The following is a 19,566-nucleotide window of genomic DNA, read 5'->3' on the forward strand; positions in this document are numbered from 1 at the left end:
CAATTCGGGAGGCACCCGCACCCTTTCAAAACGCCCCCGCCGCCCGCTACAAGCACGCCAACTCGAAGGGGAATTGCCATGGTTCGTTCGCTGGTCGCCGCGTTGCTGGCCTCATGCCTCGCTTGGCCCGCCGTAGCGCAGACCGCGCCGGTCATGCCCGCGCGGACCGTCGCCAGCGATCCGGGGGCGAACGCGCCGGTGCGCTACGACGTGTCGTTCCCGCAAGCCGCGCATCACCGAGCACGGATCGTCGCGACGTGGCGCGGCGTGCCCGCCGGGCCGCTCAGGGTGCAGATGTCGCGGTCGTCGCCGGGGCGCTATGCGATCCACGAATTCGCCAAGAACGTCTATGACGTCAGCGCGACCGATGGCGCCGGACGGCCGCTGAAGCTGATCCGCACCGATCCCTATGGCTGGAGCGTGGCCGGGCATGACGGCACGGTGATCGTCAGCTACACGCTCTATGCCGACCGGGGCGATGGCACCTATGCGCAGATCGATGCGACCCACGCGCATCTGAACATGCCCGCGACCTTTATGTGGGCGACCGGGTACGACGCACAGCCGATCAGCGTGCGCTTCACCAGCCCCGATCCGACATGGAAGGTCGCGACGCAGCTGCCCGGCGGGAGTGCGCCCGGCAGCTATTGGGCGCCGAACCTGCAATATTTCATGGACAGCCCGACCGAATTGTCGAACCACATGGTTCGCGAATGGCAGGAGGCCGGCAAGACATTCCGCCTGGCGCTGCACCATGACGGCACCGCCGCCGATCTCGACCGCTTCACCGAAAAGGCGAAGAAGGTGGTGGCCGAGGAGATCAAGATCTTCGGCGCGCCGGCGAACTATGATTTCGGCACCTATACCTTCATCGCCGATTATCGCCCGTGGGTGACCGGCGACGGGATGGAGCATCGCAACTCGACGATCATCACCGATCAGCGCTCGCTGGCGCAGGCGAACGACGACCAGCTCGGCACGCTGGCGCATGAGTTCTTCCATAGCTGGAATGTCGAGCGGCTGCGCCCGCGCGAACTGGAGCCGTTCGACTTCACCCGCGCCAATCCCACGCCGTCGCTGTGGCTGGCCGAGGGGTTCACCAGCTACTACGGGCCGCTGGCGATCCGCCGCGCCGGGCTGGCGTCGGTCGATGAATGGCTGGGCGAAATGGGCGGGATGGTCAGCGGGGTGGTCAACAACCCGGCGCGCCTGCCCGCGCGGATCAACGCCTCGCCACAGGAGATGAGTCTCCGCGCGCCGTTCGTCGATGCCGCGACCGCGATCGATCCGGTCGAGCCGAACATCTTTTCGTCCTATTACGGCTATGGCGCGGTGATCGGCCTCGCGCTCGACCTGCAGCTGCGCCAGCGCTTTCCGGGCAAGAGCCTCGACGATTATATGCGGCTGTTGTGGGCGACACATGGCGCGCCGGAAAAGCCCTATACGCCTGCCGACCTGCGTGCGGCGCTCACGACGCTGACCGGGGACAAGGCGTTTGCCGACCAGTTTTTCGACCGGACGATCGAGGGCAGCTTCCTGCCCGATTTCGCGCCGCTGCTGGATCAGGCGGGGCTGGTGCTGCGTGCCGCTAACCCAAGCAAGGGCTGGATCGGGCGGACCAATGCCACGCAGGAGAAGGACGGCGTGACTTTGCTGCTGTCGCCGGCGCAGAACACGCCGCTGTTCGCGGCCGGCGCGGATCGCGGCGACGTGATCCTGTCGCTGGGCGGTCAGCCGGTCGGCGATCTGGCCGCGTGGAATGCCGGGGTTGCGGCATTGAAGTCGGGGACGCCCACCGAGCTGCGCTATCGCCAGCGCGGGGTCGAGCGGGTGGCGACGCTGACCCCGGCGGCCGATCCGACGCTGGAGATCGTGCGCGGCGAGACGGTCGGGCGGACGCCGACGCCACAGCAGCGGGCGTTCCGGGCCGGCTGGCTGGGCGCGGAATAGGCGTCGTGCGGCTGTGCGCCGATGTCGGCGGTTCGTTCATCGACATCGCCGCGTTCGACGGTGATGCGCGGATCCTGTGGCGACGCAAGACGGCGACGCCGGTCGGCGACTGGGCGGCGTTCGTCGCGGCCTTCGCCGATGCGGTACAGGCGGTGCCGTGCGATTCGGTGTCGATCGCGACCGCGGGGCTGGTCGATCCGACGAGCGGCAAGGTCACCAGCGCCAACATTCCGTGCATCGACGGGCGGGCATTGGCGCGCGATCTCAGCGCGGCGTTGGCGCAGCCGGTGCGGGTGGTGAACGACGCCGATGCGTTCGTGCTGGCCGAAGCGGCGATGGGCGTGGGCCAAGGGCATGAGCGGGTGTTCGGCATTATCCTGGGCACCGGAGTCGGCGGGGGGCTGGTCGAGCGGGGGCGGATCGTCAGCGGTGCGGGCGGGATCGGCGGCGAATGGGGCCATGGGCAGGTGATTCATGCCAGCCCCGTCGCGGCCAATGCGATGCCGGTGTTCCCCTGCGGTTGCGGGCGGCACGGGTGTCTCGACACGATCGGCAGCGCGCGCGGCCTGGAGCGGCTGCACCGCTTCCTGCATGGCGTGGACGCCGACAGCATCGCGATCACGCGGGGTGCTGAGGCGGGCAATGCAAAGGCATATGCGACGGTCGCGTGGTTTTGCGACCTGATCGGCGGGTCGATCGCGATGCTGCTGCATGCGGTGTCGGCGACGATCGTGCCGGTGGGGGGCGGGCTGGCCAATGCCACCGGTCTGATCGCAGCGCTCGACGCGCGGGTACGGGCGAACTTGCTGACCCCGGTCGCGACGCCGGTGGTGGTGCCGGGGCGGCTGGGCGACGAAGCGGGGTTGATCGGGGCGTTCGTCGCGGGGAAATGATACCGTACCCCCGCGCAGGCGGGGGTCCAGAGCGTCAGATGCTACCGCAGCGTGCCTGGCCCTGGATCCCCGCCTGCGCGGGGATACGGTTTGCCGCGCTCAGCGCCGATAGCCCGGGCGACCGTTGCGGTCGTGCTTGTCGACGCGAACCTTGTAGGCCAGCGCGTCGAAGCGGCGGTCGAGGTCGCGGCGTTCCTGCATCGAAAGGCCGTTCGAGCGGCGATAGCGCTGTTCGAGATTGGCGATCTGGCGGAATTCGGCGCGCAGGTTCACCGCCTCGCGCCGGCTGAGCGAGCCGTTCCGGATACCCTGGTCGATGCGGCGTTCGATCTGCGCCTGGCGCTGGTTGACCGACTGCCACGGCTGGGCGGCGGCGGGCAGCGCGGTCATCAGGGCGCCGAGGCCGGCGAGCATCAGTGCGAACTTCTTCATCCCTTTTCTCCTTTGCGGACCATCAAGGTCGAAGGTGAAAATGGCGAACGGCTGTCGCAGGGGTTTGTCGCAAAGGACGGAAAATTGTGTCGGATTGTCGCGACTTGGCCGGGGTCGTTCAGCTTTCGGGAGACGGAAGGCAAGCCCCCTGCCCCGCCACATACGTCACCCCGGCGCAGGCTGGGGTATCCCGGTTGTCGGCGGGACAGGAGCCGCGAGAGACCCCAGCCTGCGCTGGGGTGACGTTTTGGGGGCGGCTAGGCCGGCAAGCCCTTGGCGCGCAGGATCGGGGTCAGTACCTTCTCCATCGCGGCATAGCCGGCCGGGGTCGGGTGGACGCCGTCATCGGCAAAGCCCGGCCGCATCGCGCCGGCCGGCGTCGCGAGTGCCGGGGTATAGTCGACGAAGGTGATGCGGTTCTTCGCGGCATAGTCCTTCGCCCAGGCGTTGATCGCGCGGATCGGGGCGACGGTGGCGAGGCCCGGCTTCCATGGGAAACCGTCCGCCGGCGGCACGCTGGCGAGCAGCACGCCGATGCCGGCCTGACGTGCGATCATCGCCATCATCGCGAGATTGTCATGCGTCTGCGCCGCCGTCATCGGCCCGGTATTGCCGGCGATGTCGTTGGTGCCGGCCATGATGTGCACATAGCGCGGGCGGTGGGCGACGACATCGGCCATCATGCGCAGCACCATCTGCGGCGTCGTCTGTCCGCTGATCCCGCGCCCGACCCGGCCGGGGCGGAAGAAGGCGGGGCGGCTGCCGCGCCAGCCTTCGGTGATCGAGTCGCCCATGAAGACGATGTCGGTCCTCGCCCCCGATGCGGCGAGCGCAGCATTGTCGGCGGCATAGCGCCCCAGCCACGGCCAGTCGGTCGCGAGCTGGCGCTGGTGCTTCACTTCCCAGCTTTCCTCCTGCGCGGCACAGGCGGCAGCGGGCAGCAACGCGGACGCGGCGGCGAGGCCGAGGAAATGGCGACGATCGGGGGTCATAACGATCCTTGCAGGCGGCAGAGTTCCGGGCGGATGTCGCCGTCGCGCGGGGTGGCGCCGCGGGCGTCGAACAGGATGTTGGCGGGCTTGCCCCGGACGCTGCGCGCCCAGGCCGGACGGCCATCGCCATTGGGATCGCCGGTGGTGGCGAAGGCGACCCAGTAATCCTGCATCCAGACCGGCCCGGCGCGGCGATCGTTGAAGATATAGTCGATCTCGGCCGCATGGGTCGTCGGCCCCGCCCCGCCGTCGCGCGCCATGTCGAACTCGTAGCGCCATACCGGCCAGTTGCGGGTGGCGAGCAGGTTGGCGAGGCTGCCCGCCGGGCAGCGGAAGGTGGCGTCGGTCGCGATCTGCTGGTCGCGGGTGCCAAGGCGCGGATGCGGCAGCGGATCGGGTTCGTCGAGCCGGTAGAAGGTCCGCGCGCCCTCGGCATTGGCGCCGAACGACAGGTCGACGAACCCGTCGCGTGCCGGACGGCCGCCGGGCAGGTCGAGTTCGAGCACGTTGCTGCCGATAATCACCGGACGCTTCGGCGCGGTGACGAACAGCCGGTCGGGCGTGTCGGGCAGGACCGCGCCGTCGATGGTCGTGCGCAGATAGAGATAATCGTCGGCGGTCAGCTTCGCATCGTGCAGCTTCAGGTCGGCCGCCAGCAACGCGGCGGGCGATACGGTGCGAAGACTCGCGCTGCCACGGGTGCCGAGCAGTACGTCCAACTGGTCGCCGATGCGGAACGCTTCCTTGAGCGGACGCCATGGCAGGCCGAAGCCGGGGGTGCCCGACTCCATCGCGGCCTTGGCGAACAGTCCGCGCGCCAGCGGCGAGGCGAGGAGGAGCGACACGTCCTGCGATCCGGCGCTTTCCCCGGCGATGGTGACGTTGTCGGGATCGCCGCCGAACTTGGCGATGTTGTCGCGAACCCAGCGCAGCGCCGCGATCTGGTCCATCAGGCCGTAATTGCCGCTCTTGCCCTCCGCTTCCGCCGCCAGCGCCCGGTGGGGCAGGAAGCCGAAGATGCCGAGCCGGTACTGGATGGCGACGACGACGACCCCGCGCTTGCCGATCGACGACAGCGCCATGTCGCCCGCCGATCCCGCGCGGTTGCTGCCGCCGTGAATCCACACGATCACCGGACGCTTGCCGGTCAGCGCCGGGGTGCCGACGTCGAGCGTCAGGCAGTCCTCGCTGGCGAACACATGGTCGGCGCGGTTCCAGCCATAGTCGTTCTGGAGACAGGCCGGCGCGCGGGCGGTGGTAGTGCGGATGCCGGTCCATTCGACCACCGGCTGCGGTTCGCGCCAGCGGTTGGCGGCCAGCGGCGGCGCGGCGAAGGGGATACCGCGAAAGAGGATGCGGTCGGCCTCGGCCCTGCCCTCGACGATGCCGCCGGAGACCGAGACGCGGGGTGGGGTCGGGGCAGCAGGGGTGGCTTCCTGTGCGGTGGCGGGGGTTGTCGCGGCGAGGAGGAGAGTTGCCCAGATTGCCTTCATCGCCGTGCCCCTGTGTTGCCGTCCGCGTTCGGGTAGCAAATCCTCCCCGGCACGGGGAGGGGGACCGTCGCCGTAGGTGATGGTGGAGGGGGCTCGCCCCGCAACGCAACGGTTCCGTAGGCGGATACCCCCCTCCACCATGCTGCGCATGGTCCCCCTCCCCGCGGATCGGGGAGGACCTTTTACTTGCAGCTGAGCTTCACGTCCGCCGTGGTGCCGAGCGCGACGCGTGCCACGCTGACCGTCATCGTGCCGTCGGTGGTCAGCACGAACGGCGTGTCGACCTTGCCCATGTTCACATTGCCGCCGAAGCATTTGAGCGGCACGCCCAGCGTCTTCCACTGGCCGGTGCCCAGCGGTTCGAGCCGGCCGAGCGCCACCTGCCCGCTACCCGGACCGCTGCGCAGCGACAGGGTGACCGGCCTGGTCGGGGCGGCATCGACCCGCATCGTCGCGGTCAGCATCACGTCGCCATTGGTCTGGCGCGTCAGGTCGACCGGCGACTGGGTGCTGAGCAGGATCTGCGCCGGGCCGCTGCCATCGACGACGAAGCGGCGCGCGCCTTCCTGAACACCATGGTCGGTCGCGGTGACCTTCACGCGGCCGGCGCCCGACTGTGCCGGGACCGTCGTGATGCGGGTATTGCCGCCGGTGCCGGCGCCGCCGACCTCCAGCGACCATGCGGTCGCGGGCAGGCCCTTGTCCATGAACACGTCGCCGGCATCGGCTTCGGCCACCTTGGCGTCCTCCGACAGGGTCGGCACGACCGTCCTGCTGGCGCCGGTCAGGCCATAGCCCAGCGGAAACTGGGTCGGACCGGTGGCATCCGCCGTCGCCGGCCACGGGAAGGACAAGGTGCCGGTGAAGTCGCGCTTCGCCTTGCCACTGCGGTCCTTGAGCAGCACATCGGCGACCCCAGCCCCTTCCGATCCGGGCAGCCACGCGACGACGAACGCATCGGCGGCGTTGATCGCGGCGTTCACGAACAGCGGGCGACCGGTCAGCATGACGGCGACGACGGGAATGCCCTGCGCCTTCAGCTTCTTCATGGTTTCAATGGGTTGGCGCAGTTCGGGGCGCAGCTGCAGCGTCTTGATGTCACCCTGGAACTCGGCATAGGGCGTTTCGCCGAACACGACGATCGCCGCATCGGGCTTGGCGCCGGTGAAGCTGCCATCGGGCGACAGCATGGCCGAACCGCCCGCCGCCTTGGCCGCGGCGTCGATCCCCTGGTAGATCGAGGTCGCGCCGGGGAAATATTTCGGATCGATCCCCGTCCCCTGCCACGTCAGCGTCCAGCCGCCCGACTGGCGCGCGACGTCGTCGGCCCCGTCACCGGCGACCAGCACCCGAGCCCCGGCCTTGATCGGCAGCAGCGAACCGTTGTTCTTGAGCAGCACCAGCGACTTGGCCACCGCTTCGCGCGCGATCGCGCGGTGCTCAGGGCTGCCGAGCAGGTCGAACTTGCCCGACAGCGGGCGCGACGACGGCTTGCCCGCGTCGAACAGACCGGCGCGCAGCTTAACGCGCAGGATGTTGGATACGGCGTCGTCGAGGCGTGCCATCGGGACTTCGCCCGACTTCACTTGGGCGACCAGGTTTTCCCAGATCGGCTTCCAGCTGTCGGGCGCCATGTACATGTCGAGACCGGCGTTGATCGCACGCGGGCACGACGCGTTGGTGCAGCCCGCCACCTGGCCATGCGCGTTCCAGTCGCTGACGATGAAACCGCCAAAGCCCATGCGCTTTTTCAGCACATCGGTCATCAGGCCCTTGTGACCGGTAATCTTTTCACCGTTCCAGCTCGAAAAGCTGGCCATGACCGTCTGCACCCCGGCGTTGATCGCCGAGACATAGGGCGTGCCGTGAATGTCGCGCAGCTGGGTTTCGGAAATCTTCGCGTCGCCCTGATCCTGACCGCCAAAGGTGCCGCCGTCCGCCAGGAAATGCTTGGTCGAGGCGAGGACGTAGGGACCCTTCAACTGGTTGGTCGATCCCGGCGCGCCCTGCAGCCCTTCGATGAACTGGGTGACGTAGCTGGCGACGAGCTTCGGATCGGACGAATAGCCTTCGTAGGCGCGGCCCCAGCGCAGGTCCTGCGGCACGGTGATCGTCGGCGCAAAGGTCCATTCGATGCCGGTCGCGCGGATTTCGGCGGCGGTCGCCTGCGCGATCTTCCGCATCAGCGCCGGATCGTGCATCGCACCCAGCCCGACATTGTGCGGGAACAGCGTCGCACCGACGATATTGCTGTGGCCATGCACCGCGTCGGTGCCCCAGATCACGGGCACGCCGACGCCGCCGCCGCTCTTGTCGACCGACGCTTCGTAGAAACGGTCGGCGAGCTTCAGCCATTCGGAAGCGGGCGCGAATTCGTCGTTGTTCGGCGCGGAATTGCCGCCGTTCAGGACCGAGCCGAGGTGATAGCGCTTGACGTCTTCCGGCGTCAGGCTGGCGATGTCGCCCTGCACGACCTGCCCGACCTTTTCCTCCAGCGTCATCCGCTTGAGCAGGTCGGCGATGCGCGCCTCGATCGCAGGGTCGGCCTTGTACGGCCAGTTCGCCCGCGGCCAGAGTTCGGGATGGACGGTCGCCGCCGGCGCCGGCGCCGGCACGGTCTGTGCCGCGGCGGGCAGTGCGCCCAGGCACAGGGCGGTGCCCAGCAGATACGTCGTAACCGGTTTCATGACATCGCTCTCCCCGACGTGCGCGCGAACCGCACATTCCTCTTGCCCACCCGTTCGGCAATTCCGACAGCGTTGTCAACGATCATTGCGCGGTTTTCGATAGTGAGTTTCGGATTGAACCGCGGGTCCGGCTGGTCCACGCTGTTGTCCGACAAACCGGCGGCCCGACCGTCGTACAGGGAGAATTCGGTGTTGCCCCCCATCCATGCGGTTGCCGGTCGGTGACGATCGAGCGCGCGCCCATCCGCCTGTCGGGAACCAATCTCGAACGTGCGGCGGACCATAACCAGCGGGTGACGCTGCACGCGATCCGGGTGTCGGGGTCGCTGACCCGGATCGACCTGGCCAATATCACCGGGCTGACCCCGCCGGCGATCGCCAACATCACCCGGCGGCTGCTGAGCGAAGGGCTGGTGCTGGAGGCCGGGCAGCGGCGCGGCGGGCGCGGGCAGCCGCCGACCAAGCTGGTGGTCAATCCCGCCGCCTGCTTCGCGATCGGCATCAATATCGACCGCGACCATGTGACGATCGTGCTGGTCGATTTCGCGGGACAGACGCTGGCGCGCGCATCGCAGGAAGTCGAGTTTCCGATGCCCGACGACGTCGCCGCCTTCTATCAATCGGCGATCGACCCGCTGATCGCCGAGGCGGGGGTGGACCGCCAGCGCATCGTCGGCATCGGCGTCGCGCGGCCCGACGATCTGGGCACCGTCGACCTGCCCGGCCGCCCGGACAATTATACCGTCTGGGAAGGCGTCGACATGGCCGAGCTGTTCGCAGCACCACTCGACCTGCCGGTCTTTGTCGAGAACGACGCCGCCGCCGCCGCGATGGGCGAATTACAGCTGGGACATGGCCAGCATCAGGCGAGTTTCTTCTATGTCCTGATCTCCTCGGCACTGGGCGGCGGGCTGGTGCTGGACGGCAGCTATTATCGCGGGGCGCAGGGGCGATCGGGCGAGCTGGGCTTCCTGCTGGGCAGCGACGGCAAGGGCGGGCAGGCGCAGATCCAGCATACCGTGTCGCTGTCGGGGCTGTCGCACCCGCTGCGCGATGCGGGCTTCACCCTGGCCGACATGCTGGGCGGACGCAGCGACGATCCGGCGCTGCTGGCGGTGGTCGACAGCTGGATCGATGCGTCGGTCGAACGGCTGGTCGAACCGCTGGTCGCGATCAACTGCCTGATCAATCCGGCGGCGGTGTTCGTCGGCGGACGGCTGCCCGGCGGGCATGTCGATACGCTGGCCGAGCGGCTGAACGCGCGAATGGCGACGGTCGGCAACGTGCCCGCCCTTGCCCCGGTGCGCCGCGCGATGCTGGCGGAGGATGCCCCGGCGGTCGGTGCGGCGATCCTGCCGTTCAGCCATTTCCTGCTGCCGAGCGCCACCGCCCTGTGGAAGGCAGAGGAGGCCGGCTGAGCGATCAGCCGCTGGTCGGTCGTGGCGGCGGGCAGGGAGCGGCGGGCGTCGCCCCGCCCTTGAACGCGGCGACCAGCGCCAGTTCGAAACGGGTCCCGCATCCGGTGGCGGGTGCGGGCGCAGGGCCGGGTGACAGGGGATCGTTCCGCATGGCGTCGCCTCCGTGATCGGACCAGTATCGCCCGACATGGTTAATTCGCAGTTAGCGATAACGGAGGGACGATGATCGTACGTATCGGTGCCATGGGTGGCATGATCGCCGCCGCCGCGATGAGCGTCACCGCGCCGGCCGTCGCCGCGCCGCAACCTTCGGCGGCGATCGCGGCGCTGGTCGACCGGTTCGATGCCGCTCGCGCGGCGTTCGACCCCGACGCCCTCGCCGCCACGCTGGCGGACGATTATGTCGAGATTTCGCCGGTCGGCACGGTCGATTCCCGCGCGGAGGTGCTAGGCTTCTATGCGCCCGAGAAGCGCCACCCCGCCCCGCCGATGCGCCATGACGAACGGGTCGTGCGGGTGAACGGCAACACCGCATCCATGACCGAACGCAAGGCGATCACGCTGCCGAACGGAACGGTGCGGGCGATCCGCGTCGGCTATGTCGCGCGGCGCACAGGGAATGGGTGGCGGCTGGTATCGGCGCAATATACCCCGATTCCGCCGGCCCGCTGAGCACCCGGTCGCGCCTGGGAACACGCAATTAGAATTTCAATTTGCTCTTTTCCCCGAATCCTGCGACGCTAAATCGATATTCACAAGTAAAACGGGTTTTGGGGGATGAACATGACTTTCGATCCGGCGGCACGGGGCAGGCATGGCGCGTTGCCGCTGGCCGGGATCGAACTGGGCGGGACCAAGTGCGTCTGCACGCTGGCGCACGGACCCGACGCCATCCTGGCGCAGGAAACCGTACCGACCGAACATCCCGCCGTCACCCTGCCGGCGATTGCTGCTATCCTGCAGAAGTGGTGGGACGCCGGGGGGTTCGCCGCACTGGGCATCGCCAGCTTCGGCCCGGTCGATCTCGATCCGTCCTCGCCGACCTGGGGCCATATCCTCGCCACGACCAAACCCGACTGGCCGATGACCGATGTCGCCGGTGCGTTGTCGAGCGGGTTCGACGTGCCGGTCGCGTTCGATACCGATGTCAACGGTGCGGCCTTTGCCGAGGTGCTGTGGGGCTGTGCCAAGGGGCTGGACGATTTCGCCTATGTCACGATCGGCACCGGGGTCGGGGTCGGGTTGCTCGTCAACGGCAAGCCGACGCGCGGGATCGGCCATGCCGAGATCGGCCATCTGCGCGTGCCGCGCCTGGCCACCGACACGCTGCCCAGCGGCTGCCCGTTCCATGACGATTGCGTCGAGGGGCTGGCATCGGGCACGGGCATCAAGGCGGCGCTGGGCGATGTCCATGTGTCCACGCTGGCGAACGATCATCCGGTGTGGGACCGGGTCGAGTCGGCGATCACCGCAATGTGCCATGCGATGGTGTGCACCACGGGGCCGAAGCGGATCGCGATCGGCGGCGGGGTGATGAACAAGCAGCCGCATCTGCTGGCGCGGATCGAACCGGCGCTGCGGGCGAGCATCAACGGCTATCTGCCGCTGCCCGAGCGCGACTATGTCGTCGCCCCGGCGCTGGGCGATCAGGCCGGGCCGATGGGGTCGATCGCGCTGGCGCAGGTGGCACTGGCGGAGCGGGTGGCGGCGTAGGGCTGGCCTCTCGGAATAAGCGACGTCACCCCGGACTTGATCCGGGGTCCCGCTTATCATCGACGGAAAGAAGCGGGACCCCGGGTCAAGCCCGGGGTGACGATAGGGTAGAGTTCTATCGCTGCATCGACACCCGGTTGCCCGCCCCGGCGACACTGACGCGCGCCTTGCTGCCATCAGGGGTGCGGTAGAGGACGGTGTTGCTGGCCCCGGCGATCCTGACCGAGGCGCGCGGGGCGAGGTCGATCGTCACGCGGTTACCGGCCCCTTCGATCACCAGCGCGCTGCACCGGCCGGTGATCATCATGGTATTGCCCGCCCCCTCGACGGTGGCGACGCCGCCGCCGCAGTCGAGTTCCTGCGTCGCTCCCGCCCCTTCCTGACGGACCTGTGCCGGCAGCGTGGCGGGCAGTACGAGGGCGGACAACAACAGCGCGGCGCGAACGGCCATGATCTCTCTCCCGGGACAATCAGGCGGTTAGCCTAACCGGATCAGGGGTAGGAAACCATGGTCGCTGCGACGATCAGTGAAGGCTCTTGGCCGAAGCGGCGTTGCGTGGGGGCGTGCGGCCGGCGGCGATGGCGAAGGCGCACAAGGCGGCATAGCAGAGCGCCGGCACGACGAACGCCGCGCCATGGCCGAGCGCACCCGACACCAGCCCGACGATCAGCGGGATCACCGCCCCGCCGAAGATCGCGGTGCAGAGCAGCCCCGAGGTTGCCGCCTCGCTGGCGGTCGAGCGTTCGAGGGTCAGGGTGAAGATGACCGGGAACATGATCGAGTTGAACAGGCCGATGGCCAGCGCCACGAAGCCCGCCCCGACCCCGCCGACGAACGCGACATAGAGGCACATGGCGACGGCGATACCAGTGAACAGCGCCAGCAGCTTGTGCGCCTTGACCTGCGACAGCAGCACCGACCCGATCGCGCGGCCGACCATCGCGCCCAGCCAGTAGAAGGCGACCGCCTTGCCGGCTTCCTGCAACGACACGCCGGGCACGCCGTCGCTGCCCATGGCGAGGCCCAGCAGCGGCACGCCGAACGCGGCGTCCGAAGCGGCCCAGGCATCGGCGTTGAGGAACAGCGCCATCTGCGTGCCGATGGCGACTTCGGCGCCGACATAGATGAAGATCGCGGCGGCGCCGAGCACCGCCCAGCGCGACGAGAAGGCGTCGCGCAGCAGCGCGGCAGGCGACGGGGTGTTCGCAGGCGCTTCCGGCACGGCGGCCGACACAACCTTGCGGCTGAGGAAGAAGAACACTGCCAGTGCGGCGATCAGCCCGGCGATCCAGAAATAGGCCCGGTCGATCCCGGCCAGCGCGCCGGCGCGCACCGCTTCGGTCAGCACCGTGCCGTCCTTTACCTCGACCCCTTCGAGGAACAGGCTCGCGCCGAGCAGGGGCCCCAGGAAGGTGCCGAACGAGTTGAACGTCTGGCTGAGCGTCAGGCGGAAATGGCTGAGCTTGGGGTCACCCAGCGCGGCGGCCAGCGGGTTCGCCGCGACCTGCAGGATGGTGATGCCCGAGGCGAGGATGAACAGGCCGAGCAGCACGATCGGGAAGACGGCGAGGTTCGCCGCGACCAGCATCGTCAGGCAGCCGACGACCATGGTGATGAGCGCGAACAGGATCGAGGGCACCGCCTTCAACCGGCCGAGCAGGATCGCGGCGGGCATCGAGACGAGGCCATAGGCGAGAAAGAAGGCCGATGCGGCGAACTGCGCCTCGAAATCGGACAGGGTGAAGATGCCCTTCACCGCCGCGACCAGTGGGTCGATCAGCGATGTGATGAAGCCCCATGCGAAGAACAGTGTCGTGACGGCGGCGAATGCCAGCCCGGTGGTGGCGGAACCCGCCCGTGTCTGTGCCAAAAGCGGCCTCCCCAACTCGGTCCTTGTCGGACTAATTCGACAATTTGCTTGCGATATTGGTCCGGTCGCCGAGCAGGCGGGCGATGTCAAGGAATTGGTAAGGATTGGGAGGTTCGAGGAACCATCGCCCCCGCCCCAGCGTCACCCCAGCGAAGGCGGGGGTATCCGGCGGCGAGGAGTGCGCTCCATAACCGGGAGATCCCAGCCTGCGCCGGGATGACGAATTTGGCAACTTCAGCCCAGCCGCGCCACCATGCCCGCCGCCAGTTCCGACAGGGTATCGTCACGCGCGCCCATCATGACGATGCGGTCGCCGGGGCGGGCCTGTTCGACGAGGAACGCCGCCGCTGCGTCGCGATCGGCGATGTGGCGCGCCGGGGCGCCGAGTGCCGTCAGGTCGGCGACGATGTCTGCGCTGGTCACTTCGCGGGTGACCGTCCCGCCGCGATAGACCGGATCGGGGAGCACCAGCAGGTCGTCGGCCACCAGCCGATCGGCGAACATCGCCACCAGTTCGCGCCGCATGACCTTCAGCGGGCCATAGCCGTGCGGCTGGAAGAACAGCAGCAGCCGGCCCGGCGCGCTGCGCAACGTGGCGATGGTCGCGGCGATCTTGTCCGGGTTGTGGCCGAAATCGTCGATGACGGCGACGCCGCCGGCCTGCCCCACCAGTTCGAAGCGGCGCTTGAGACCGGAAAAGCCGGCGATCGCCCGCGCCGCATCGGCGATCGGCACCCCGACCGCCGCCACGGCGCCGATCGCCGCCAGCGCATTGGCGACGTTGTGCCGCCCCGGTACAGCGAGGGCGACGGGATAGGTCGCTCCGTCCGCCGCCAGTTCGAACCGGCTGGCAAAGGGATCGAGCACCAGCGCGCGGGCGGCAAGATCCGCATCGCCCTCCACCGCGAAGGTCGTGCGCTTGTCCGCCGGGATCGTCGCCGCCAGCGCCGCCGCCTCGGCATCGCCGACATTGACGACCACCCGCCCCGCCCGCTCGGCGAATCCGCCGAACAGCGCGCGCAGTTCGTCGAGCGATTTGTGGTCGAGGCTGACATTGTTCAGCACCGCGACGTGCGGTCGGTAATAGGCGATAGAGCCGTCGCTCTCGTCCACCTCGCTGACGAACGCATCGCCCTGCCCGACCAGGGCGCTGGCGAAGGGGCGGTCGGGCGCGGCGAAGTCCTTCATCACCGCGCCGTTCATCACCGTCGGATCGCGGCCTAGCGCGTGGAGGATGAAGCCGATCATGCCGGTGACGGTCGACTTGCCGCTGGTGCCCGCGACCCCGATGGACAGCGTTGCTGCATTGAACAGTTCGGCGAGCAGTTCGGCCCGGCCCATCCGCTTCGCGCCGACGCGGTCGGCGGCGACGATGTCGGCGACGGTCGGTTCGATCGCGGCGGAGGCGATAACGATCTGCTCGGCCGACGCGATGCCGCTGCCATCCTGCGGGTAGAGCGCGATGCCAAGGGCACGCAGGGCATCGAACTTGGCGGGCAGGCTCGCCTGGTCGAGGCTGCGGTCGGAGCCGGCGACGGTCGCGCCGCGCCCGGCGAGGATCATGGCGAGGGGCATCATGCCCGACCCGCCGATCCCGACGAGGAAGAAGGATTTGCCGTACAGCATCGCGTGGCGCTATCGGGGTTGGTCCTGAGTGGCAAGCGGGGTTGCGTGATGCGTATCGGAGTCGTGGCACCGGCACGGCGGGTGGATGAGGAACAGATGGCCCGGACTCAGGGCTATGCCGCTCTCACCTATCCGACGCTCGACCTGGTCGTGCATCCGCAATGCTTCCTCGATGTCGGGCATTTCGCCGGGACCGACGAACAGCGTGCCGCCGCCTTTCTCGAATTCGCGAACGATCCGGGCTTCGACGCGATCTGGTTCGCGCGCGGCGGGTACGGGTCGAACCGCATCCTCGACACGGTGATGCCGCAGCTCAATCGCGCCGCGGCGGCGAAGAGCTATCTCGGCTTTTCCGACATGGGGTTCCTGCTCGGCGCGCTCTATGCCCGGCGGATCGGGCGGCCGGTCCATGGCCCGATGGCGGCGCAGGTCGGTAAGGCCGGCGGCACCAACAGCGCGGCGCGAGCGCTGGCGTGGCTGGTCAATCGCGACCGCACGATGCTGGCCCCGGAGCTCGACGGAAGGCCGACCGTCGCGTTCAACCTTGTCATCTTGTGCGCGTTGATCGGTACGCCGTGGCTGCCCGACCTGACCGACCATGTCGTGATCGTCGAGGAAGTCGGCGAGGATCTGTACCGCATCGACCGGCTGTTGTGGCAGCTGAGCGAGGCGACGCAATTGAAGGGCATCGCCGGCATCCGGCTGGGCGCGGTGACTGACCGCCATCCCGACGATACGGGGTTCGGCGAGACCGAGGAACAGATCGCCGCCAAATGGGCTCGGGCGATGGGCGTGCCGTATCTGGGGCGGGCGCATGTCGGCCATTATGCCGATAACATGGTGGTGCCGTTCGGGGTGGCGTGACGGGTTACCAGTTCGGCGGCTTATGAATCGTGTCGGTCGGCGTCGCCACCGGGTCGCTCAACTGCGAACTGGCGAGCAGATGTACGCGCGGATCGATCTTGAAATCAGCCAGTGCCTTGAGTTCGATGCTGCCCTTTGGCCGCGGCGGCACCAGTCCGACCACCGTACCGCAGTCAGCCTTCGCCATGCGGATCGGCGTGAGCAGGTCGGAATCGTTAGAGACGATTACTGCGCATTGGCAGTGCCCTGATAGGCATCACGCAGCAGATGCGCGGCGAGGTTCACGTCCGACCCCTTTTCCTCGCTCTTGTAGGTCCAAGCTTTTACGGGGTTACCGGCCGGATCGAGCTGGAGGACCGGCTTTCCGCCCATGCGCCGATAGCGACCGGTCGCGGGATCGGTTTCCACCATCACCTGACTGACGACCGAACTCATGAACGTCCCCAGATGCACTTCGACTCTGGGCAGTGAACGCAGCGCCTGAAGATACGCGAACTGGCGGGTCGGCTGGTCGGGGTCCTGCGGACGCGCATCGACCTGTGCCGTAAAGTAATGGATCTTGGTGACGCTGTTGCGCGGCAGCAGCTGATCGCACCAACGCTCCAGATCGAGCCATCTGTACGGCGTGCCTTTCAGCAGCCCATAATAGAGGTTGAACCCGTCGATATAGACATGGGTGTTCAAGGCGCCTGCCCTACAAAGAGCAACGGCGGGCTTTTGGCCCGCCGTGCGCCCGACGGCCGAAGCTCATCAGGGGAGTAATATTTTCTTATTAAGATAAAACATCGCGAATTGCAAAATCGCTCCTACTCCCCGAACGTCCGCGGCGCGGGGCTCACCGTCACCGCACCTCCCGTCCGCACCTCCTGCACCTCCAGCGCGCGTTCAGCCACGCCGTCGCGGCCGAAGCGGAAGGCGCCGTCGAGCCCCGCGAAGCCGTCCTCGGCACGCAACCGGCTTTCGGGAAAGTCGCGGCCGATTGCCCAGTCGCGGGCGATGCGGACGGTCAGCAGCACCGAATCATAGCCCAGACTCGACAGGCGGTATGGCGCGGCGTTGAAGCGGGCGCGGTATTTGGTCACGAACTGGCGATACAGGCCGTTCGAGACGCTGGCATACCAGGCGCCATTCAGCGCCGGCATCGATCCCAGGCCGGTTTCGGTGTTCCACAATTCGGTGCCAAGCACCTTGGCCGAACGGCTGGTCGACCGGCGGATCGCGGGCACTGCCAGCGCCGCCTGCCCTGCCTGATCGGCGATCAGGATCGCTTCGTAGGGCGAGGTCTTCGGCAGCTTCGCGACCGCCGCCGCGATCCCGCCCCGGGCATAGGTCTGGATCGAGACGACCTGTCCGCCGGCCTGCTCGACGGCGCGGAGGAAGCTGGTCGAGGCGCGCTGGCCATAGACGCCGGCAGGCACGAGGCCGGCGAACTGGGTCATGCCGTTGGTGCGGGCATAGCCGACGACCCGGTCGATCGACTGCGCCGGGGTATAGCCCAGCAGATAGGCACCGCCCCCGGCAACCGACACGTCGTTCGAATAGCTGATGACCGGCACCTTCGCCCCGCGGGCGATCGGGGCCACCGCGCGCACGTCGTCGGCGAGCAGCGGCCCCAGGATCAGCCGGTTGCCCTCCGCAATCGCGCGCTGCGCGGCGGCGGCGGCGCCGAGCGCGGTGTCATAGGTAGTGATTCGCACCCGTTCGCTGCGCGTGTCGAGCAGCGCCAGCTGCGTCGCATTGGCGATCGAGCGCCCGACCCCGCCATTGGGACCGCTGAGCGGTACCAGCAGCGCGACGCGGTGACGCTGATTATCCTCGGGAATGCCGCCGGTGACCGGGCCGGGCCGGGTCGGCTGCGGGCGGGTGGTGGTGGGCGGCGCCTGTTCGACCGGCCCCTTGGGAACGATGGTCGCGCACCCCGCGAGCAATGCCGCGCCGATCAGCGCCGTGGCGCGCGCGATGTGGTGCCGCCATTGCCGTGGCGCTATCGTGTCTGCCATGGACCTACCCCTGATGACCGAAAAACTTGTCCCCGGCCTCTACATCGTCGCGACCCCGATCGGCAATCTCGCTGACCTAACTATCCGTGCCGCCGATATTTTATCGCGCGCCGATGTGATCGCGGTCGAGGACAGCCGGGTAACGGCGGGGCTGTTGCGCCATATCGGGGTCAAGCGGCCGATGATCCCCTATCACGACCATAATGCCGAGGGGATGCGCCCGGGGCTGATCGCGCGGATGGCGAGTGAGGCGGTGGCGCTGGTGTCCGATGCGGGGACGCCGCTGATCTCCGATCCCGGCTACAAGCTGGTGCGCGATGCGCGGGCGGCGGGGCATGTCGTCGTCACCATTCCGGGTCCGTGCGCGGCGATCGCGGCGCTGACGCTGGCGGGCCTGCCGACCGACCGGTTCCTGTTCGCCGGCTTCCTGCCGTCCAAGGTGCATGCCCGGGCGGAGGCGATTGCCGAGATCGCCGGCGTCCGCGCGACCCTGGTCTTCTATGAAAGCGGGCAGCGATTGTCGGCGACGCTCGCCGCGCTGGCGGAAGGGCTGGGCGAGCGCGAATGCGGCGTCGCGCGCGAGATCACCAAGCGGTTCGAGGAGTGCGTGACCGGCACATTGTCGGCGCTGGCGGAGCGCTATGCCGATGCGCCGCCCAAGGGCGAGATCGTGATCGTAGTCGCCCCGCCCGGAGCCCCGGCGCCCGCGACGCAGGACGATGCCGACACGGCGCTGCGCGAGGCGCTGACCCGGCTGCCCACGTCGAAGGCGGCGGGCGAAGTGGCCAAGGCGTTGGGGCTGGACCGGCGCGAGCTGTACGCGCGGGCGATGGCGATGAAGGGGGAGTAGGGCGGACCGGTCCGCCATCCTTACGTAACCCCGGACCGGGTTTACGCCGCGATATTGCGCAGCGCGGTCATCTGGGTCGGGCGAACCGCATGGTTGATCGGCAGCGTATCGCCGCAGCAGGCACATTCGGCGATGATCCGCCCGACGAACCATTGCGACGCCCCGCAGGTCGGGCAATGGTTGCGACCATGCAGCGCGTAGAGGGGCACGCGGGTCGGCATCAAGGCGGTTCGTTCCACGGCAGTCTCCCTGTTGAAAAGGGAACGCCACCACCGCGCCACGGTTCCGTTACGAAGGGTACCAAAGACCGACGAGGACACGAAAGGTTCCAGACTGCAAGCGGCGACAGGCCATACCCGCCACCGGTCCGCCGCAGTTCCCGGTCAGGCCGGCGCGCGTTCGTCCAACAGCGTGTGCGCGTCAAGTCCCAGCAGGTCAATATGCGCGCGAATCCGTGGCCAATGCCCGCTCAGGAAGCGTTCGCGCTCCGCCATGCGCAACCGCTCCACGGCGCCGGGCAACACGAACATGCCGACGCCGCGCCGGACCTCGACATAGCCATCGTCCTGAAAGGTCTGGTACGCCTTGGCGACGGTCAGCGGGTTGGCGCCATGTTCGGCGGCAAAGGCGCGGACCGACGGCAACTGGTCCCCCGTGCGATATTCCCCGCGCAGGATCGCGGCGGCGATCAACGCGCGCAGGCGCAGATATACGGGCGTGTCCTCATGATCGATCGCTGTCATGCTGACTTAATACAGCAAGCGGCAAAAATGTCCA

Annotated in this window: 20 protein-coding genes; 7 read left to right on the forward strand and 13 right to left on the reverse strand. The window is 68.3% G+C overall.

From position 1 onward, the window contains the following. Positions 1-78 precede the first annotated feature (78 nt). Positions 79-1,950 (forward strand): M61 family metallopeptidase, encoded by a 1,872-nt coding sequence (locus PPZ50_RS00590; protein ID WP_084401668.1) that lies wholly within the window; start codon positions 79-81, stop codon positions 1,948-1,950. A 5-nt stretch (positions 1,951-1,955) separates the two neighbouring features. Continuing rightward, positions 1,956-2,843, forward strand: a complete 888-nt coding sequence (locus PPZ50_RS00595; protein WP_066691779.1) for an ROK family protein — start codon at positions 1,956-1,958, stop codon at positions 2,841-2,843. A gap of 99 nt (positions 2,844-2,942) precedes the next feature. On the opposite strand, the gene PPZ50_RS00600 is transcribed toward PPZ50_RS00595, so the two are convergent. The 4 genes from PPZ50_RS00600 to PPZ50_RS00615 form a co-directional block, all read right to left on the reverse strand. Continuing rightward, positions 2,943-3,275 (reverse strand): hypothetical protein, encoded by a 333-nt coding sequence (locus tag PPZ50_RS00600; protein WP_066691782.1) that lies wholly within the window; start codon positions 3,273-3,275, stop codon positions 2,943-2,945. A 257-nt stretch (positions 3,276-3,532) separates the two neighbouring features. After that, positions 3,533-4,267, reverse strand: coding sequence for a GDSL-type esterase/lipase family protein (locus PPZ50_RS00605; protein ID WP_066691785.1), 735 nt, complete (start codon positions 4,265-4,267; stop codon positions 3,533-3,535). Beyond that, on the reverse strand, positions 4,264-5,760 hold the full coding sequence (locus tag PPZ50_RS00610) for a carboxylesterase/lipase family protein (RefSeq protein WP_066691788.1): 1,497 nt from the start codon (positions 5,758-5,760) through the stop codon (positions 4,264-4,266). Before PPZ50_RS00610 ends, PPZ50_RS00605 begins: the two co-directional genes overlap by 4 nt. Positions 5,761-5,942: 182 nt before the next feature. Then, positions 5,943-8,447 carry a glycoside hydrolase family 3 protein gene (locus PPZ50_RS00615; RefSeq protein WP_066691790.1) on the reverse strand — a complete coding sequence of 835 codons (2,505 nt, stop codon included), beginning with the start codon at positions 8,445-8,447 and terminating at the stop codon, positions 5,943-5,945. A 221-nt stretch (positions 8,448-8,668) separates the two neighbouring features. Here PPZ50_RS00615 and PPZ50_RS00620 point away from each other — a divergent pair, with 221 nt between their 5' ends. After that, on the forward strand, positions 8,669-9,865 hold the full coding sequence (locus PPZ50_RS00620; protein ID WP_066691796.1) for an ROK family transcriptional regulator: 1,197 nt from the start codon (positions 8,669-8,671) through the stop codon (positions 9,863-9,865). Positions 9,866-9,869: 4 nt separating this feature from the next. Here PPZ50_RS00620 and PPZ50_RS00625 read toward each other — a convergent pair whose 3' ends face one another. Further along, positions 9,870-10,016: a hypothetical protein gene (locus tag PPZ50_RS00625; protein WP_157092771.1), complete on the reverse strand. Its 147-nt coding sequence runs from the start codon at positions 10,014-10,016 to the stop codon at positions 9,870-9,872. A 71-nt stretch (positions 10,017-10,087) separates the two neighbouring features. Between PPZ50_RS00625 and PPZ50_RS00630 the strand changes: the two genes are divergently transcribed. Together PPZ50_RS00630 and PPZ50_RS00635 are read left to right on the forward strand one after the other, a co-directional pair. Then, positions 10,088-10,537, forward strand: coding sequence for a nuclear transport factor 2 family protein (locus tag PPZ50_RS00630; protein WP_232308016.1), 450 nt, complete (start codon positions 10,088-10,090; stop codon positions 10,535-10,537). Positions 10,538-10,648: 111 nt separating this feature from the next. Next, on the forward strand, positions 10,649-11,578 hold the full coding sequence (locus PPZ50_RS00635; RefSeq protein WP_066692752.1) for an ROK family protein: 930 nt from the start codon (positions 10,649-10,651) through the stop codon (positions 11,576-11,578). A 115-nt stretch (positions 11,579-11,693) separates the two neighbouring features. Here PPZ50_RS00635 and PPZ50_RS00640 read toward each other — a convergent pair whose 3' ends face one another. From PPZ50_RS00640 to PPZ50_RS00650, 3 genes are all read right to left on the reverse strand, one after another. Next, the gene (locus PPZ50_RS00640) at positions 11,694-12,029 is read right to left on the reverse strand and encodes a DUF3060 domain-containing protein (RefSeq protein ID WP_066691799.1); all 336 of its coding nucleotides are present in this window, start codon (positions 12,027-12,029) and stop codon (positions 11,694-11,696) included. A 73-nt stretch (positions 12,030-12,102) separates the two neighbouring features. Further along, entirely contained in the window at positions 12,103-13,449 is a 1,347-nt protein-coding gene (locus tag PPZ50_RS00645; RefSeq protein ID WP_066691802.1) for an MFS transporter, read from the reverse strand. 234 nt (positions 13,450-13,683) lie between these two features. Then, a complete protein-coding gene (locus PPZ50_RS00650) occupies positions 13,684-15,075 on the reverse strand; it encodes a glutamate ligase domain-containing protein (protein WP_066691804.1) in 1,392 nt (463 codons plus the stop codon). A gap of 48 nt (positions 15,076-15,123) precedes the next feature. On the opposite strand from PPZ50_RS00650, the gene PPZ50_RS00655 reads away from it, so the two are divergent. Beyond that, positions 15,124-15,939: an LD-carboxypeptidase gene (locus PPZ50_RS00655; RefSeq protein ID WP_066691806.1), complete on the forward strand. Its 816-nt coding sequence runs from the start codon at positions 15,124-15,126 to the stop codon at positions 15,937-15,939. Between the two features lie 4 nt (positions 15,940-15,943). On the opposite strand, the gene PPZ50_RS00660 is transcribed toward PPZ50_RS00655, so the two are convergent. The 3 genes from PPZ50_RS00660 to PPZ50_RS00670 all read right to left on the reverse strand — a co-directional run bounded on the left by PPZ50_RS00660 (position 15,944) and on the right by PPZ50_RS00670 (position 17,939). After that, positions 15,944-16,126, reverse strand: coding sequence for a hypothetical protein (locus PPZ50_RS00660; RefSeq protein WP_066691808.1), 183 nt, complete (start codon positions 16,124-16,126; stop codon positions 15,944-15,946). Between the two features lie 38 nt (positions 16,127-16,164). Continuing rightward, a complete protein-coding gene (locus PPZ50_RS00665; protein ID WP_066691810.1) occupies positions 16,165-16,623 on the reverse strand; it encodes an NYN domain-containing protein in 459 nt (152 codons plus the stop codon). Between the two features lie 122 nt (positions 16,624-16,745). Continuing rightward, positions 16,746-17,939: a penicillin-binding protein activator gene (locus tag PPZ50_RS00670; RefSeq protein WP_066691813.1), complete on the reverse strand. Its 1,194-nt coding sequence runs from the start codon at positions 17,937-17,939 to the stop codon at positions 16,746-16,748. 13 nt (positions 17,940-17,952) lie between these two features. Here PPZ50_RS00670 and rsmI point away from each other — a divergent pair, with 13 nt between their 5' ends. Further along, positions 17,953-18,789: a 16S rRNA (cytidine(1402)-2'-O)-methyltransferase gene (gene rsmI, locus PPZ50_RS00675; RefSeq protein ID WP_066692754.1), complete on the forward strand. Its 837-nt coding sequence runs from the start codon at positions 17,953-17,955 to the stop codon at positions 18,787-18,789. Positions 18,790-18,830: 41 nt separating this feature from the next. On the opposite strand, the gene PPZ50_RS00680 is transcribed toward rsmI, so the two are convergent. Both PPZ50_RS00680 and PPZ50_RS00685 read right to left on the reverse strand, forming a co-directional pair. Next, positions 18,831-19,028 carry a hypothetical protein gene (locus PPZ50_RS00680; RefSeq protein WP_126015146.1) on the reverse strand — a complete coding sequence of 66 codons (198 nt, stop codon included), beginning with the start codon at positions 19,026-19,028 and terminating at the stop codon, positions 18,831-18,833. A 144-nt stretch (positions 19,029-19,172) separates the two neighbouring features. Next, positions 19,173-19,532: a GntR family transcriptional regulator gene (locus PPZ50_RS00685; RefSeq protein ID WP_066691818.1), complete on the reverse strand. Its 360-nt coding sequence runs from the start codon at positions 19,530-19,532 to the stop codon at positions 19,173-19,175. Positions 19,533-19,566 lie beyond the last annotated feature (34 nt).

This window comes from Sphingomonas hankookensis (assembly GCF_028551275.1).
Classification (GTDB): Bacteria; Pseudomonadota; Alphaproteobacteria; order Sphingomonadales; family Sphingomonadaceae; genus Sphingomonas; species Sphingomonas hankookensis_A.